Below are 12808 nucleotides of genomic sequence, written 5' to 3'. Positions count from 1 at the left end.
AAAAATTCTCATGCATAGCAATTACAGCCTGTTTTATACCTTTGACCATGACCAGCCGGCCCGCTTCCAGGAAGCGCGCGCGTTCGGCACCACCGTGTGGACGGCCAGCGGCGCGGCCATGACCTGGGGCGCGGAGACGCGCACGCAGTATGCGAGCGTCGCCGAAGCGCAGGCTGCCTATCTGTCCCATTGCGATGCGGCTGTCGCCGATGGCCATACCCTGGCGCGCGCCATGCTCATCGACCCGGCCGTCTTTGATTTCGCGCTGCTGCAAACACTGGTTGCGGATGCCGCGCGCAGTGCTTTCGCTGCCGTGCGCCGTGCCCATCCTGATCAGCACATCGACGCTTTCGCGCTCGTCAGCGACGACAGCGCCATGACCATCGGCCCGGCGGCCAACAGCCGCGAAGCGCTGGCCGCCTCGGAGTACGGCGAAGAGATGCTGTGGAATCCGGCGGAATGGGCGTTTGAGGACGGGGTCGCGTATTTCGACAGCGCCTACCGATTGCTGCTGCAGGCGCACCGCGACTTGCCCTTCGACGTCGATTTCGACACCTTCCGCAGCGGCGTGTTCGACGCCTGCATTGCGGCGCTGGCGCAGCTTGATGCCGAACGCTGTTTTGGTGCGGGCGCGCAGCGTGACGATTTCGTGCTGCTGTTTGAGGTCAGCGACAGCGAGGCGGTGGAAGGCGCGATGGAACGATTGAATCCGCCGGCCGTGGTGGCGCGTTTCGCGGCGTGGATGGCCAGCTGGGCCGATTAGGTTCTACGCCGCCACCAGCCTCAGTCTCGTAATCTCCGCCGGCGCGCCGATGCGTTTCGGCGGGCCCCAGTAACCGGTGCCGCGGCTCACATAAATCCACAATCGGCCGCGCCGGTGCAGGCCCGCCACATACGGCTGCTGCAGCGGCACGAACAGATTCCAGGGCCAGAATTGTCCGCCGTGCGTGTGGCCCGACAATTGCAGGTCGTAGCCGGCCGCTTCTGCCTCGGGCGCGCTGCGCGGCTGGTGCGCCAGCAGGATGCGGGGGATATCGGCGGGGGCGCCGGCGATGGCCGCTTGCGGGTCGCTTTTCTGGGTAGGGTCGAAACTGGCCGCATTGAAATCGGTGACGCCGGCCAGGGCCAGGCGTGCGCCGTCGTGTTCGAGCACCGTGTGCTCGTTCATCAGTACGCGCAAGCCCAGGCGGCGGAACTCCGCCACCCACGGCGCGGCGCCCGAATAGTATTCGTGGTTGCCCGTCACGAGGAAGACGCCATGGCGCGCACGCAGCTCGCCCAGCGGCGCCGTATGGCTGCCCAGCTGCGCCACCGTGCCATCGACCACGTCGCCCGTGATGGCGACGATGTCGGCCCGCAGGCCGTTGGCGCGCGCGACAATGGCTTCCACGTAGGCGCGCTTGATGGTGGCGCCCACGTGGATGTCGCTCAGCTGCACGATGGTCAAGCCCTGCAAGGCGGCCGGCAGGCCGGCGATGGGCACGTCGACCTCGCGCACGCGCGCTACCCTGCGGGCGTTGAGGTAGCCGACGGCGGTGGCCAGCAGTGCCAAGAGCAGGACAAGCACGGCGGACGCCTGCGCGTGCTGGCGGGCGGCGGGAATCAGCAGGGTGAGTTCGCGCAGCACGGTGAGCACGAACAGCGAGGAAAAAAAGCCCATGCACAGCGAGCCGGCCCAGCTCAAGCGGTCGGCCAGGCGCCCATCGTTGGTGACGGCGCGGGCGAAGATGGTCATCGGCATGAGCATGGTCGAGGCCAGCAAGACGGCGCCGCCCAGCAGCCAGCCGGCCAGGCCGACGGGCAGGGCAGGCAGCAGCAGCCAGCCCAAAATGGCGTGCAGGGCGCCCAGTATCATGGTGATGCGCAGCAGCGGCGTGCGGGTTTTCATGTCATGGTTCCAGAGGTGAGGCGGCCGCCGATTATAGCGGACGCCCTGGCAACACGCAGCCGCCACCCCCGCTCATGGTGCGATATGCAATCCCAGCATGGCCAGCTTGCCGAAATCGACGGGCTTGGCGAAGTGTTCGTTGAAACCCGACGCCAGGGCTGCCTGCCGGTCGTGTTCTTGGCCATAGCCGGTCAGCGCCACGAGCAGGAATTGCTGCGGTATCGGCAGCTGGCGCATTTTGATGGCCACGTCGTAGCCGCTCATGTCGGGCAGGCCGATGTCGAGAAAGACGATGTCGGGCTTGAATTCCAGGGTGCGCTCGGTCGCTTGCGTGCCCGTGTAGGCCGTGCGCACCGTGTGGCCATACATTTCCAGCAATTCGGCCAGGGTGTCGGCCGCATCGCAGTTGTCGTCGACGACGAGGATGCGCTGGCTGCCGCCGGCGGCCGCCTCCGGCGCTGGCGCGGCCGGCTGCGGCAGGTTGGCGTCGAGCGGCAGGATGACTTCGAAGGTGCTGCCCAGCCCCACGCCGGGGCTGTGCACGCTGACCTGGCCGCCGTGCAAGGTCACCAGGTTGCGCACCAGCGACAGGCCGATGCCCAGGCCGTCCTGCACCCGGTCGGGCGAGTGGCCGCTCTGTTCGAACAGGCCGAAGATGCTGTCGATGCTGGCGGCGGCGATGCCGATGCCGTTGTCGCTCAGGCTGATGCGCACATTGTCGCTTTCGCGCACGGCGGTGATGGCGATGCGCCCGCCCGGCGCCGTGAACTTGGCCGCGTTGAGCAGCAGGTTGGCGACGATCTGCGACAGGCGCACGGCGTCGCCGCAGACCCACAGTTCTTCCTTGGGCAGGTTCACGTCCAGCGCATGGCCGCGCGCTTCGACGCTGTGCGAGCTCGTTTCCAGCGCGCTGCGGATGACGCTGGCCAGGCTCACGCTTTCCCATTGCAGCGAGATTTTGCCCTGCGAGATGCGCGACACGTCGAGCAGGTCGTCCACCAGACGCACCAGGTGGTCCGTGTGGCGGCCGATGGTGCGGCGTGCGTTGTCCTGCACGGCCGGCACGACGGGGTCGAGCTTGCACAGCAGGGCCAGCGCCGTGCGGATGGGGCCCAGCGGATTGCGCAATTCGTGCGCCAGGGTGGCCAGGAATTCATCCTTGCGGCGGTCCACGTCGCGCAGCGCGCGCTCGACCCGTCCCAGGCGCAGCAGCGCCTTGACGTTGGCGATCAGTTCATCGGCCTCGATCGGCTCGACCAGGTAATTGTCGGCGCCGCCATCAAGGGCGCGGATCTTGTCGGCCGTGCCGATGCAGGAAGCGGACGTTTGCAGCACCAGGATGGTGTTCGTCTCGGCGCCGCCCTTCAGCTGGCGGCACACTTCCAGGCCGTTGATGTCGGGCAGCTTGACGTCGAGGAGGATCAGGTTGGGGCGGTCCTGGCGGGCGCGCAGCAGCGCGTCGCCGCCGTTCGACGCTTCGATGACCTTGAAGCCGGCGCGTTTGAGGATGCGCGATTTGGCGTAGCGTGCGCCGTCGCTGTCATCGACGTTCAGGATCAGAGCATCGCTGTTGTTATCCGGTAGCATGCGCATTGTCCCATGTGGTTGTGCCTTGCGGCGGAGCCGGCTCTTGCCGGTGATGTGTATTGCCGATCAGCGCGCGCAGGGTCGCCAGCAATTGCTGGCGCGACAGCGGCTTGATGTAGTAGGCCTCGGCGCCCAGGGCCAGGCCCTTGCGCACGTCGTCGATCTCGGTGGCGACGATGACGGGCACCTGGCGCCGCAGCGGGTCGTTTTTCAGCTCGGCCAGCCAGTGCCAGGCCGTTTCGCCGTGCAGCATAATGTCGAGGATGACGGCGGCGGGGCGCTGCTGTTCCCAGCGCTCCTGTGCTTCGCGCACGCTGCGCGCGGGAACGACGCGAAACTCGCTGCCGGCCAAAAATTTTTCATACAGCAGGCGCACGGGCGGATTGTCTTCCACCACCAGCACGGCGACGCGCTGGTCGTTGCCATTGTCGTTGGCCGGCGCGCATGGCGGCAGGCTGCCTTCGGGCGCATGGTAGCTGGTGGGCAGGACGACGGAAAACAGCGAACCGTGGCCCGGTGTGCTTTCCACGGACACCGTGCCATTGAGCAGGGTGGCCAGGTTGCGGCACAGGGGCAGGCCCAGGCCCGTGCCCTTGACCTTGCGCTGCATGTGGTTTTCCACCTGGCTGAATTCCTCGAAGATCAGCTGCACGTCTTCGGCATCGATGCCCAGGCCCGTGTCGGAGACGGAAAAGCGGATGGCGTCCTGCTCCGGCAAGGGCGTGGCGCTGACGACGATGGCGCCGGCCTCGGTGAACTTGAGGGCGTTGGAGATGAAGTTGCGCAGGATTTGCGACAGCTTGCCTTCATCCGTATGGATGTGCAGCGCCGGGTCGGGGTCGATGAAGGTCAGGGTGAGCGACTCGGACACCAGCAGCGGGCGCAGCATGCCGCGCAGGGCGCTGAACAGGTCGGCCACCTGGAAGCTGTTGGCGTGCACGTCGACCTTGCCCGCCTCGATCTTGGCCAGGTCCAGCAGGTCGTTCACCAGGTCGCTCAGGCTGACCGCGCTTTGCAGGATGAACATCACCTGCTTTTCCTGTTCCTCCGACAGCTCGCCGTCGATGCGGTCGAGCAGCAGCTTGGACAGGGCGCGGATGGAGCTGAGCGGGGTGCGGAATTCATGGCTCATGTTCGACAGGAAGCGCGATTTCATCTGGTCGGCGCGGCGCAGGTGGTCGGCTTTTTCGTCGAGTTCCGCGAACAGCGCCACCACGCCGCGGTTGGTGTCTTCCAGTTCGCGCGTCAGCTGCAGCAGGTCGTCCTGACGCGTCTTCAGTTCGGCCAGGGTGGTCAATAGTTCGCGGTTCTGCTGCTGCACTTCGGACAGCGTGATATCCGAAGGCAGCGCCTGCAGGCTGCCGGACAGCGTGCCGATCATGCTCCCGTCGAGCAGGCGCGCGTCGCGCGGGAACAGCTTGTGCAGCGTGATCTGCGTGCCTTCGCCGGGCGTGCTGTGGATATGGCAGCGGTCCATCAGGCGCTGGGCGCCCAGGATGCCCAGGCCCATGCCCGTCGGCGAGCGGTAGGTGCCGGCCAATATCTTGTCGAGCTGCGCGATGCCGGGGCCCTGGTCTTCGATGCGGATGCTGAGCACCTGCGGCGCCGTCTGGCCATCGATGGCGAAATGCACCTTGCCGCTGCCGGCGTAGTTGTAGACGTTGCGCGCCAGTTCCGACACGGCCGTGGCGATGCGCACCTGGTCCTGCACGCCGAAACCGCACAGGGCCGCGATCTGCCGCGCGCGCTGGCGTGCGCCCACCACATCGAGTTCGCTGCCGATATGGGCCGTCAATATGCGTTGCGTCATGCTGTTTCGCTCCTTTCCGCGGTGACGGCCTGGCATTCCTCATGTTCGCGCAGCACCACCACCGTGACGTCGTCGCGCCCGCGCGCAAAATCGCGGTACAGCACGGCGGCGACGAGGCTGGGGTGGCATTGCGCCAGGCCCGGATACTGTTCCAGGTCCCAGCGCGTGTGCAAGCCGTCCGAGTGCATGATCAAGGTTGCACCCAGCTGCCATGGATAGCAGAACTCCTGCACCTTGCGCAGGTTGCTGCCGACGATGCCGTTATGCGACAGCAGGTGCCGGCGCTGCTGCGCATCGAAGGCGCAGGCGGCGATATTGCCCACGCCCGCATAGCGCAATTCGCGGCGTGCGCTGTCGATATGCGCCACGGCCATGGCCGCGCCGCGCGTCGTGCGCAGGGCGCCGTGGGCCAGTTCGATGAAGGGGGCGGGCAGGGGCGGCAAGCCGGGCGTGTCGGTTTCCAGCAGGGCGCTGGCGCGTTCCGAGGCGCGCGCCGCCAGCGGGCCGTGGCCCAGGCCATCGGCCACCATCAGGCTCAGTTCATGGCCTTCGCAGACGACGTTCCAGGCGTCGCCGCACACCTGCTCCGACGCCAGCGGCAGGCACACGGCGCCGATGCGCCAGTTCGGATGGGCGGGAATGGCGCTGCTGGCGTGCTGCCCCCAGACCACCACCATCAGCACCGTGCCCTTGCCGGGCGCCGTGTACAGGTCGAATTCCTGGCCCAGGCGGCGTATCGCGCCCAGCCCCACGCCGTAGGTGCCCGTGGTGGAATGGCCATCGGCCATGTGCTGGCGCACATTGGCCATGCCGGGGCCGTTGTCGATGGCCAGCATTTCAATGCCGCTGGTGCCGCCTCGCAGCACCTTGCGCAGCAGAATTTCGCCGCGCTGCGCGTGCTTGACGATGTTGGTCGCCGCTTCGCTGATGATGATGGCCAGCTGGCCCGTGCGCACGTCGTCGAAGCCGATGCGACGCGCCAGTTCGTTGCCGGCGCGGCGGGCCGCAGCGATCTCGCTCGGTTCGCCGATGGAAAAACTTCTTTGCCTGAGAATGTCAGGCTGTGGTTCCTGGTGGTTCAAAACAGCTTCCATTTCGCGATGGTGACGGTGGTGCCCGCGCCGGGCGCCGTGTCGATGTGAAATGCGTCGGCCAGGCGCTTGGCGCCACCCAGCCCCAGTCCCAGTCCGCCGCCGCTGGTGTAGCCATCGGTCAGCGCCAGGGGAATATCGTCGATGCCCGGTCCCGCATCGACAAAGCGCAGTTCCAGTCCCTGCCGCGCGCCATCGCAGACGCGCGCGATGCGCGCTTCGCCGCCGCCGCCGTAGCGCAGGGTGTTGCGCGCCAGCTCGCTGGCCGCCGTGATGATCTTGGTCTGTTCGATCAGGCCAAACCCCATGGCGACCATGCTGTCGCGCACCTGCTTGCGCAGCCGCACGACGTCTTCGTCGCTGTGCAGGGGCAGGATCTGCTGCGTCTGCGGCCCTCCCGCCTGCGTCCGCTCCTGTGCCTGCGCGCCTAGCATGGCGCCCCCGTCATGCGCATGCGCCGCCCCGTTCCAGCATCTTGATGCCCAGCTCCACGTTGAGCGCCGTGCTCACGCCTTCCAGGGTCAGCCCCAGTTCCACCAGGGTGATGGCGACGGCTGGCTGCATGCCGACGACGACGGTGCGCGCGTCGAGGATTTTCGCCATCGCCGCCGTGTTGCTGATCATGCGGCCGATGAAGGAGTCGACGATGTCGAGCGCGGAAATGTCGATCAGCACGCCCGTGGCACGGTCCGTCACGATGCGGGTGGTCAGGTCGTCCTGCAAGGTCATCGCCAGGCGGTCGTGCATGTCCACCTGTATCGTCACCAGCAGCAGACGGCCCATGCGTAAAATGGGGATTCTTTCCATAGGCTCCTCAGTGTGCTTGCTGCTGGTAGCTGATGCTGGAGCCCGTGCGTTTCAGGGCCACGACGAAGGCGTCGGCCAGGGTGGCCTTGGTCATCACGTCTTCCAGGTTGACGCCCAGGTGCACGATGGTTTGCGCGATCTGCGGGCGGATGCCGCTGATGATGCAGTCGGCGCCCATCAGGCGCGCGGCGGCGATGGTTTTCAGCAGGTGCTGCGCCACCAGGGTGTCGACTGTCGGCACGCCCGTGATGTCGATGATGGCGATCAGGGCGCCCGTATCGACGATCTTTTGCAGCAGGCTTTCCATCACCACCTGCGTGCGCGCACTGTCGAGGGTGCCGATCAGGGGCAGGGCCAGCACGTTTTGCCACAGCTGCACCACGGGCGTGGACAGTTCCAGCAATTCCTGCTGCTGGCGCAGAATCACCTGTTCGCGCGCCTTCTGGTAGATGGCGATGGTCAGCAGGCCCAGCTCGTCGAACAATTTGCTGGTGCTGACGATGGCGTCGCCCAGCTGCTCCGGCTGCGCCGTGATCGCCTTGCGCAGGTAGCCGAACAGCGGTTCCTTGAGGGCGAACATGAAGCTGGCCGTGTCGATCGGCGAATAGCCCTGGCGCACGCGCGACTGCGATATTTCCGCGATCAGCTGGCGCGTATCGTCCCAGGCGCCGCCTTCGATGTCGAACGAGTCGCCGCTTTCCAGCGCGCCCGCCAGCAGCGGCAGCAATTGCGATGCCTGCTGGCGCAGCTCGTTTTCCGCGATCTTGTCGCGCCGCACGAGGCGGGCGATCAGGCCGGCCATCCAGCCATCCAGCAGTTCCGTGTGGTGTTCGTTGATGATGCCGGCCAGTTGCTGCGCCTGGCCCGTGCCCGTTTTGTTTTTCATGCTCATCCTTGGCTTGAGTGGAGGGTGCGGCACGGCCGCAAACGGGCCCGCGCTGTGATGAGCAAATTATAGGCAGGCATCGCGGAAGCTTGTGTTCTGTGCCGCACATAGTGGCACATGTCGATTTACATTCCTCCAGGAAACGTTGAAGCTTTAAAGATGCATGTAATTTGCATGTTTATGCCAATTCCGCTACACTTGCTACACTCAACAAGAGAAAAACGCCATGAATATCGACAAATTCAAACAGCAGCATCTGGCCATCCTGGCCGCCATCGACGACTTGCGCCAGCTGGCGCGCGGCGGTGTGGCCGCGCAGGCGCAGGCCATTGCCGAACAGATCATCGCTATGAGCGGCTTGATCAAGCTGCACCTGGCCGTCGAGCAGCGCTACCTGTATCCGGCCGCGCAAGCGTCCGGCGTGGCCAAAGTGGCCCAGCTGGGGCGCCAGTACGAAAACGAGATGCACGGCATCGCCGGCGCCTACCTTGATTTCGCCGGCCGCTGGAATACGCCCGTGCGCCTGGAAGCCGAACCGGAAGCCTTCCGCAGCGAAGCCAATACCGTGCTGCACGCGCTGTTCCAGCGCATGCGCCGCGAAGACCATGAGTTATATCCAGCTGTAGAGACGCTGGCCTGAGACCGCTTACCCATATCCACACAGGAGTTTTACATGCTGACCCAAGAACAACGCGCCATCATCACGGCCACCGTCCCCATCCTCGAGCAGGGCGGCGAAGCGCTGACGCGCCACTTCTACAAGAATCTGTTCCGCGACCATCCGGAAGTGCTGCCGTACTTTAACCAGGCGCACCAGCACAGCGGCGACCAGCAGCGCGCACTGGCCAATGGCGTGCTGATGTATGCCAAACATATCGATAAACTGGATGCGTTGGGCGACCTCGTGTCGACCATCGTCAACAAGCACGTGGCCCTGCAAATTCGCGCCGAGCACTATCCGCTGGTCGGTGCCAGCCTGCTGCAGGCGATCCGCGAAGTGCTGGGCGCAGAGGTCGCCAGCGACGCCGTCATCGACGCCTGGGGCGCGGCCTACGGACAACTGGCCGACATCCTGGCCGGCGAAGAAGGGCGCATTTACAAGGCGCAGGCGGCCGCACCGGGCGGCTGGAGCGGCGCGCGCGACTTTACCGTGCGCAGCAAGACAGTGGAAAGCGGCGAGATCACATCCTTCCTGCTGGCGCCCGTTGATGGCCGGCCCGTGCTCGACTTCGCGCCAGGCCAGTATATCGGCGTGCTGGCCACCGTCGATGGCGTGCCCATGCGCCGCCAATACTCGCTGTCGGCCGCCAGCAATGGCCAGACCTACCGCATCAGCGTCAAGCGCGAAGCGGGCGGCAAGGTGTCGAACCATTTCCACGACCACGTGCAGGCGGGCGACACTGTGCAGCTGACGCCGCCATCGGGCGACTTCGTGCTGAAAGACAGCGACAAGCCGCTGGTGCTGATCAGCGGCGGCGTGGGCATCACGCCGACCCTGGCCATGCTGACGGCGGCCCTGCGCGGCAAGCGTCCCGTGCATTTCATCCATGCGGCGCGCAACCACGGCGTGCATGCGTTCCGCGCGCAGATCGACGAGCTGGCCGCGCAGCACCCGCAGCTGCAGCGCTATTACTGCTATGCGGAACATGGTGGTGAACACGATGCACCGGACGCCGTCGGCCTGCTGAATAAAGAGCAGCTGAAAAACTGGCTGCCGGCCTCGCGTGACGTCGATGCCTATTTCCTGGGGCCGCAGCCATTCATGCGGGCCGTCAAGCAATACTTGCGCGAGCTGGGCGTGCCGGAACAGCAGACGCACCATGAATTCTTCGGACCGGCTGCCGCCTTGAACTGATTTTTCTTCCTGCCTTGTGTTGCCCCCGCGAGAAAAAACGCTGCCGTAAGGGGCGGGTAAGCCTCGCGCTGTACTGTGAATCCAAGCTCGCACAAAAGAGCACGCTTTTACATAACAGGAGGCAACACAATGCATGACGATCTGGTTCAAAAAATCAAGAGCGACCCCAGCTACCATCAGCTGGTCAAGGTGCGTTCCCGCTTCGGCTGGGCGCTGACGGGCCTGATGATGCTCGTGTACTACGGCTACATCCTGCTCATCGCCTTCAACAAGGAATTCCTGGCCACGAAAACGGGCGCCGGCGTGATGACCTGGGGCATGCCGATCGGCCTGTTCGTCATCGTGTTTACCGTGCTCGTCACCGGTATCTATGTGCGCCGCGCCAACAAGCAATTCGACGACCTGAGCAACGCCATCCAGGCACGGGTGCAAGCATGAGCGCCGCCAAGCATGCGCTGCGCGGAGCGTCCTGTCTGAGCGCCCTGGCCCTGCTGGGTGCCAGCAACGCCGCGTTTGCGGCCGGTGCCGACCTGGGCCAGGCAGTCAAGCAACCGACCAACTGGACGGCGATCATCATGTTCGCCGCCTTCGTCATCTTCACCCTGTTCGTCACCAAGTGGGCGGCCGCGAAGACCAAGTCGGCCTCCGATTTCTACACGGCCGGCGGCGGCATCACGGGCTTCCAGAACGGCCTGGCCATCGCGGGCGACTATATGTCGGCCGCCTCGTTTCTCGGCATTTCCGCCGCCGTCTTCCTGAACGGCTACGATGGCCTGATCTACGCCATCGGCTTTCTCGTCGGCTGGCCTGTCATCACCTTTTTGATGGCCGAGCGCCTGCGCAATCTGGGCCGCTTCACCTTTGCCGACGTGGCCGCCTACCGCTTCAAGCAGGCGCCGATCCGCATCTTTTCCGCGTCCGGCACCCTCGTCGTCGTGGCGTTCTACCTGATCGCGCAGATGGTGGGCGCGGGCCAGCTGATCAAGCTGCTGTTCGGCCTCGAATACTGGATCGCCGTCGTCCTTGTCGGTACGTTGATGATGATCTACGTGCTGTTCGGCGGCATGACGGCCACCACCTGGGTACAGATCATCAAGGCCGTGATGCTGCTGGGCGGCGCCACCTTCATGGCCGTGGCCGTGCTGGCGCAATTCAACTTCAGCCCGGAAGCGCTGTTCGCCAAGTCGGTCGACGTGCACGCCACCAAGGAAGCCATCATGGGTCCCGGGTCCTTCATCAAGGACCCGATCTCGGCCATCTCGTTCGGCATGGCGCTGATGTTCGGCACGGCCGGCTTGCCGCACATTTTGATGCGTTTCTTCACGGTGCCGAGCGCCAAGGAAGCGCGCAAATCCGTGTTCTGGGCCACCACCTGGATCGCCTATTTCTACATTCTGACCTTCATCATCGGCTTTGGCGCCATCGTGCTGGTGAGCACCAATCCCGAGTTCAAGGATGCGGCCGGTAAGCTGCTGGGCGGTAACAACATGGCGGCCGTGCACCTGGCCAAGGCCGTGGGCGGCAACGTCTTCCTCGGCTTCATGTCGGCGGTCGCGTTCGCCACGATTCTGGCCGTCGTGGCGGGCCTGACCCTGTCGGGCGCGTCGGCCGTGTCGCACGATCTGTATGCCACCGTCATCAAGAAGGGCAAGGCCACGGGCGCCAATGAATTGAAAGTATCGCGCATGACGACGATCGTGCTGGGCATCATCGCCGTGGTCCTCGGCATCGCCTTTGAAAAGCAGAACATCGCCTTCATGGTCTCGCTGGCATTCGCCATTGCCGCCTCGGCCAACTTCCCCGTACTGTTCATGTCGGTGCTGTGGAAGGATTGCACGACGCGGGGCGCCACCATCGGCGGCTTCCTCGGCTTGACCACGGCCGTCGCGCTGACGGTGGTGTCGAAGTCCGTGTGGGTAGACGTGCTCGGCCATGGCGAAGCGCTGTTTCCTTACGCCTCGCCGGCGCTGTTCTCGATGACGGCAGGCTTTGTCGGCATCTGGCTGTTCTCGGTGCTCGACAAGAGCCCGCGTGCGCGCATCGACCGCGCCGGCTACGAAGCGCAGCAGATGCGTTCGGAAACGGGCATCGGCGCGGCAGGCGCCAGCGCGCATTGATGTTTTAGATAGTCGCTGCAGGAAACAATGCCCGGTTCGCCGGGCATTGTTGTTTTTGGCGCGCTTACTTTGCCACGCGCAGGGGGATCACACCGGCCGCCAGCGCCGGCGCGCCCGGCGTCGCTTCAAGTATCGATGCCAGGGTCACCGTGTCGAGCACGGCCAGGAAGGCGGCCGTGGCCTGGCCCAGCTTGGCTTTCAGCAGGCAATCGGGTGTCAGCGGGCAGGTATTGTTTTCCTTGTTAAAACATTCCGCCATGAAAAAATCGTTTTCCGTCTCGCGCACGACGGTGCCGATATTGATCTCGGCCGGATCGCGCGCCAGGCGCAGGCCGCCATTGCGCCCACGCACCGTTTCCACGATGCCGGACAGGCCCAGCTGGTGCACCACCTTCATCAAATGATTTTTCGAGATGGCATGCAGGTCGGCGATGTCCTGGATGGTGACGAGGCGGTCGCGGTGCACGCCCAGGTACATCAGGGTGCGCAGGGTGTAGTCGGTATAGGCAGTCAGTCGCATGGGAGTAGAGAGTAAACACCCGACAAAGCTACTGCGCATCGCGATTTGCGGCCTGCGATGCTCACTGTGCATCCGCACAGCTGCGCTTCTCGGCCACAACTCTCATCCGCTCGCTACGTTTTTGTCAGGTGTGTGAAAGATGTGGATTACATCCTTGTTTCATCCGCAGCATACAGGAGAGCGCCGGCCGTGTGTGTTGCGCCGTCACTTTTCCGCTTCGAAAGACAAAAGTTGATTGCCTTTCGCT

At 64.9% G+C, this 12808-nt stretch carries 13 protein-coding genes; 5 read left to right on the top strand and 8 right to left on the bottom strand.

Annotation, left to right across the window (positions count from 1 at the left end; translation table 11 throughout):
• Positions 1–10 precede the first annotated feature (10 nt).
• The gene (locus tag KO538_RS14675) at positions 11–763 is read left to right on the top strand and encodes a DUF4303 domain-containing protein (protein WP_219328734.1); all 753 of its coding nucleotides are present in this window, start codon (positions 11–13) and stop codon (positions 761–763) included.
• A 3-nt stretch (positions 764–766) separates the two neighbouring features.
• Here the strand turns inward: KO538_RS14675 and KO538_RS14670 are convergent, their stop codons facing one another.
• The 7 genes from KO538_RS14670 to KO538_RS14640 form a co-directional block, all read right to left on the bottom strand.
• Complete coding sequence (locus tag KO538_RS14670) at positions 767–1888, bottom strand: metallophosphoesterase (RefSeq protein ID WP_219328733.1); 1122 nt, start codon at positions 1886–1888, stop codon at positions 767–769.
• 72 nt (positions 1889–1960) lie between these two features.
• Positions 1961–3475 (bottom strand): response regulator, encoded by a 1515-nt coding sequence (locus KO538_RS14665; RefSeq protein WP_219328732.1) that lies wholly within the window; start codon positions 3473–3475, stop codon positions 1961–1963.
• Positions 3462–5285, bottom strand: a complete 1824-nt coding sequence (locus KO538_RS14660; RefSeq protein WP_219328731.1) for an ATP-binding protein — start codon at positions 5283–5285, stop codon at positions 3462–3464. The genes KO538_RS14665 and KO538_RS14660 overlap by 14 nt, the downstream gene beginning before the upstream one ends.
• Positions 5282–6367, bottom strand: coding sequence for an ATP-binding SpoIIE family protein phosphatase (locus KO538_RS14655; RefSeq protein WP_257620373.1), 1086 nt, complete (start codon positions 6365–6367; stop codon positions 5282–5284). Before KO538_RS14655 ends, KO538_RS14660 begins: the two co-directional genes overlap by 4 nt.
• Positions 6364–6810, bottom strand: coding sequence for an ATP-binding protein (locus KO538_RS14650; protein WP_051991706.1), 447 nt, complete (start codon positions 6808–6810; stop codon positions 6364–6366). The genes KO538_RS14655 and KO538_RS14650 overlap by 4 nt, the downstream gene beginning before the upstream one ends.
• A 10-nt stretch (positions 6811–6820) precedes the next feature.
• Positions 6821–7183, bottom strand: a complete 363-nt coding sequence (locus KO538_RS14645; protein WP_034755734.1) for an STAS domain-containing protein — start codon at positions 7181–7183, stop codon at positions 6821–6823.
• Between the two features lie 7 nt (positions 7184–7190).
• On the bottom strand, positions 7191–8069 hold the full coding sequence (locus tag KO538_RS14640) for an STAS domain-containing protein (RefSeq protein WP_034756446.1): 879 nt from the start codon (positions 8067–8069) through the stop codon (positions 7191–7193).
• Between the two features lie 226 nt (positions 8070–8295).
• Between KO538_RS14640 and KO538_RS14635 the strand changes: the two genes are divergently transcribed.
• The 4 genes from KO538_RS14635 to KO538_RS14620 all read left to right on the top strand — a co-directional run bounded on the left by KO538_RS14635 (position 8296) and on the right by KO538_RS14620 (position 12041).
• Complete coding sequence (locus tag KO538_RS14635) at positions 8296–8709, top strand: hemerythrin domain-containing protein (RefSeq protein ID WP_070302663.1); 414 nt, start codon at positions 8296–8298, stop codon at positions 8707–8709.
• Between the two features lie 33 nt (positions 8710–8742).
• Positions 8743–9924: an NO-inducible flavohemoprotein gene (gene hmpA, locus KO538_RS14630; protein ID WP_219328729.1), complete on the top strand. Its 1182-nt coding sequence runs from the start codon at positions 8743–8745 to the stop codon at positions 9922–9924.
• A 129-nt stretch (positions 9925–10053) separates the two neighbouring features.
• Complete coding sequence (locus KO538_RS14625) at positions 10054–10362, top strand: DUF485 domain-containing protein (protein WP_034755744.1); 309 nt, start codon at positions 10054–10056, stop codon at positions 10360–10362.
• Positions 10359–12041 carry a cation acetate symporter gene (locus tag KO538_RS14620; RefSeq protein WP_219328728.1) on the top strand — a complete coding sequence of 561 codons (1683 nt, stop codon included), beginning with the start codon at positions 10359–10361 and terminating at the stop codon, positions 12039–12041. The genes KO538_RS14625 and KO538_RS14620 overlap by 4 nt, the downstream gene beginning before the upstream one ends.
• 64 nt (positions 12042–12105) lie before the next feature.
• Here the strand turns inward: KO538_RS14620 and KO538_RS14615 are convergent, their stop codons facing one another.
• Positions 12106–12561 (bottom strand): Rrf2 family transcriptional regulator, encoded by a 456-nt coding sequence (locus tag KO538_RS14615; protein ID WP_070291511.1) that lies wholly within the window; start codon positions 12559–12561, stop codon positions 12106–12108.
• Positions 12562–12808: the final 247 nt, after the last annotated feature.

The sequence above is a fragment of the Janthinobacterium sp. NKUCC08_JDC genome, assembly GCF_019345575.1.
In the GTDB taxonomy this organism is placed as follows: domain Bacteria; phylum Pseudomonadota; class Gammaproteobacteria; order Burkholderiales; family Burkholderiaceae_D; genus Janthinobacterium; species Janthinobacterium aestuarii.
Note: the sequence above shows the minus strand (reverse complement) of the source record. Positions and strands in the feature narration are given on the sequence as shown.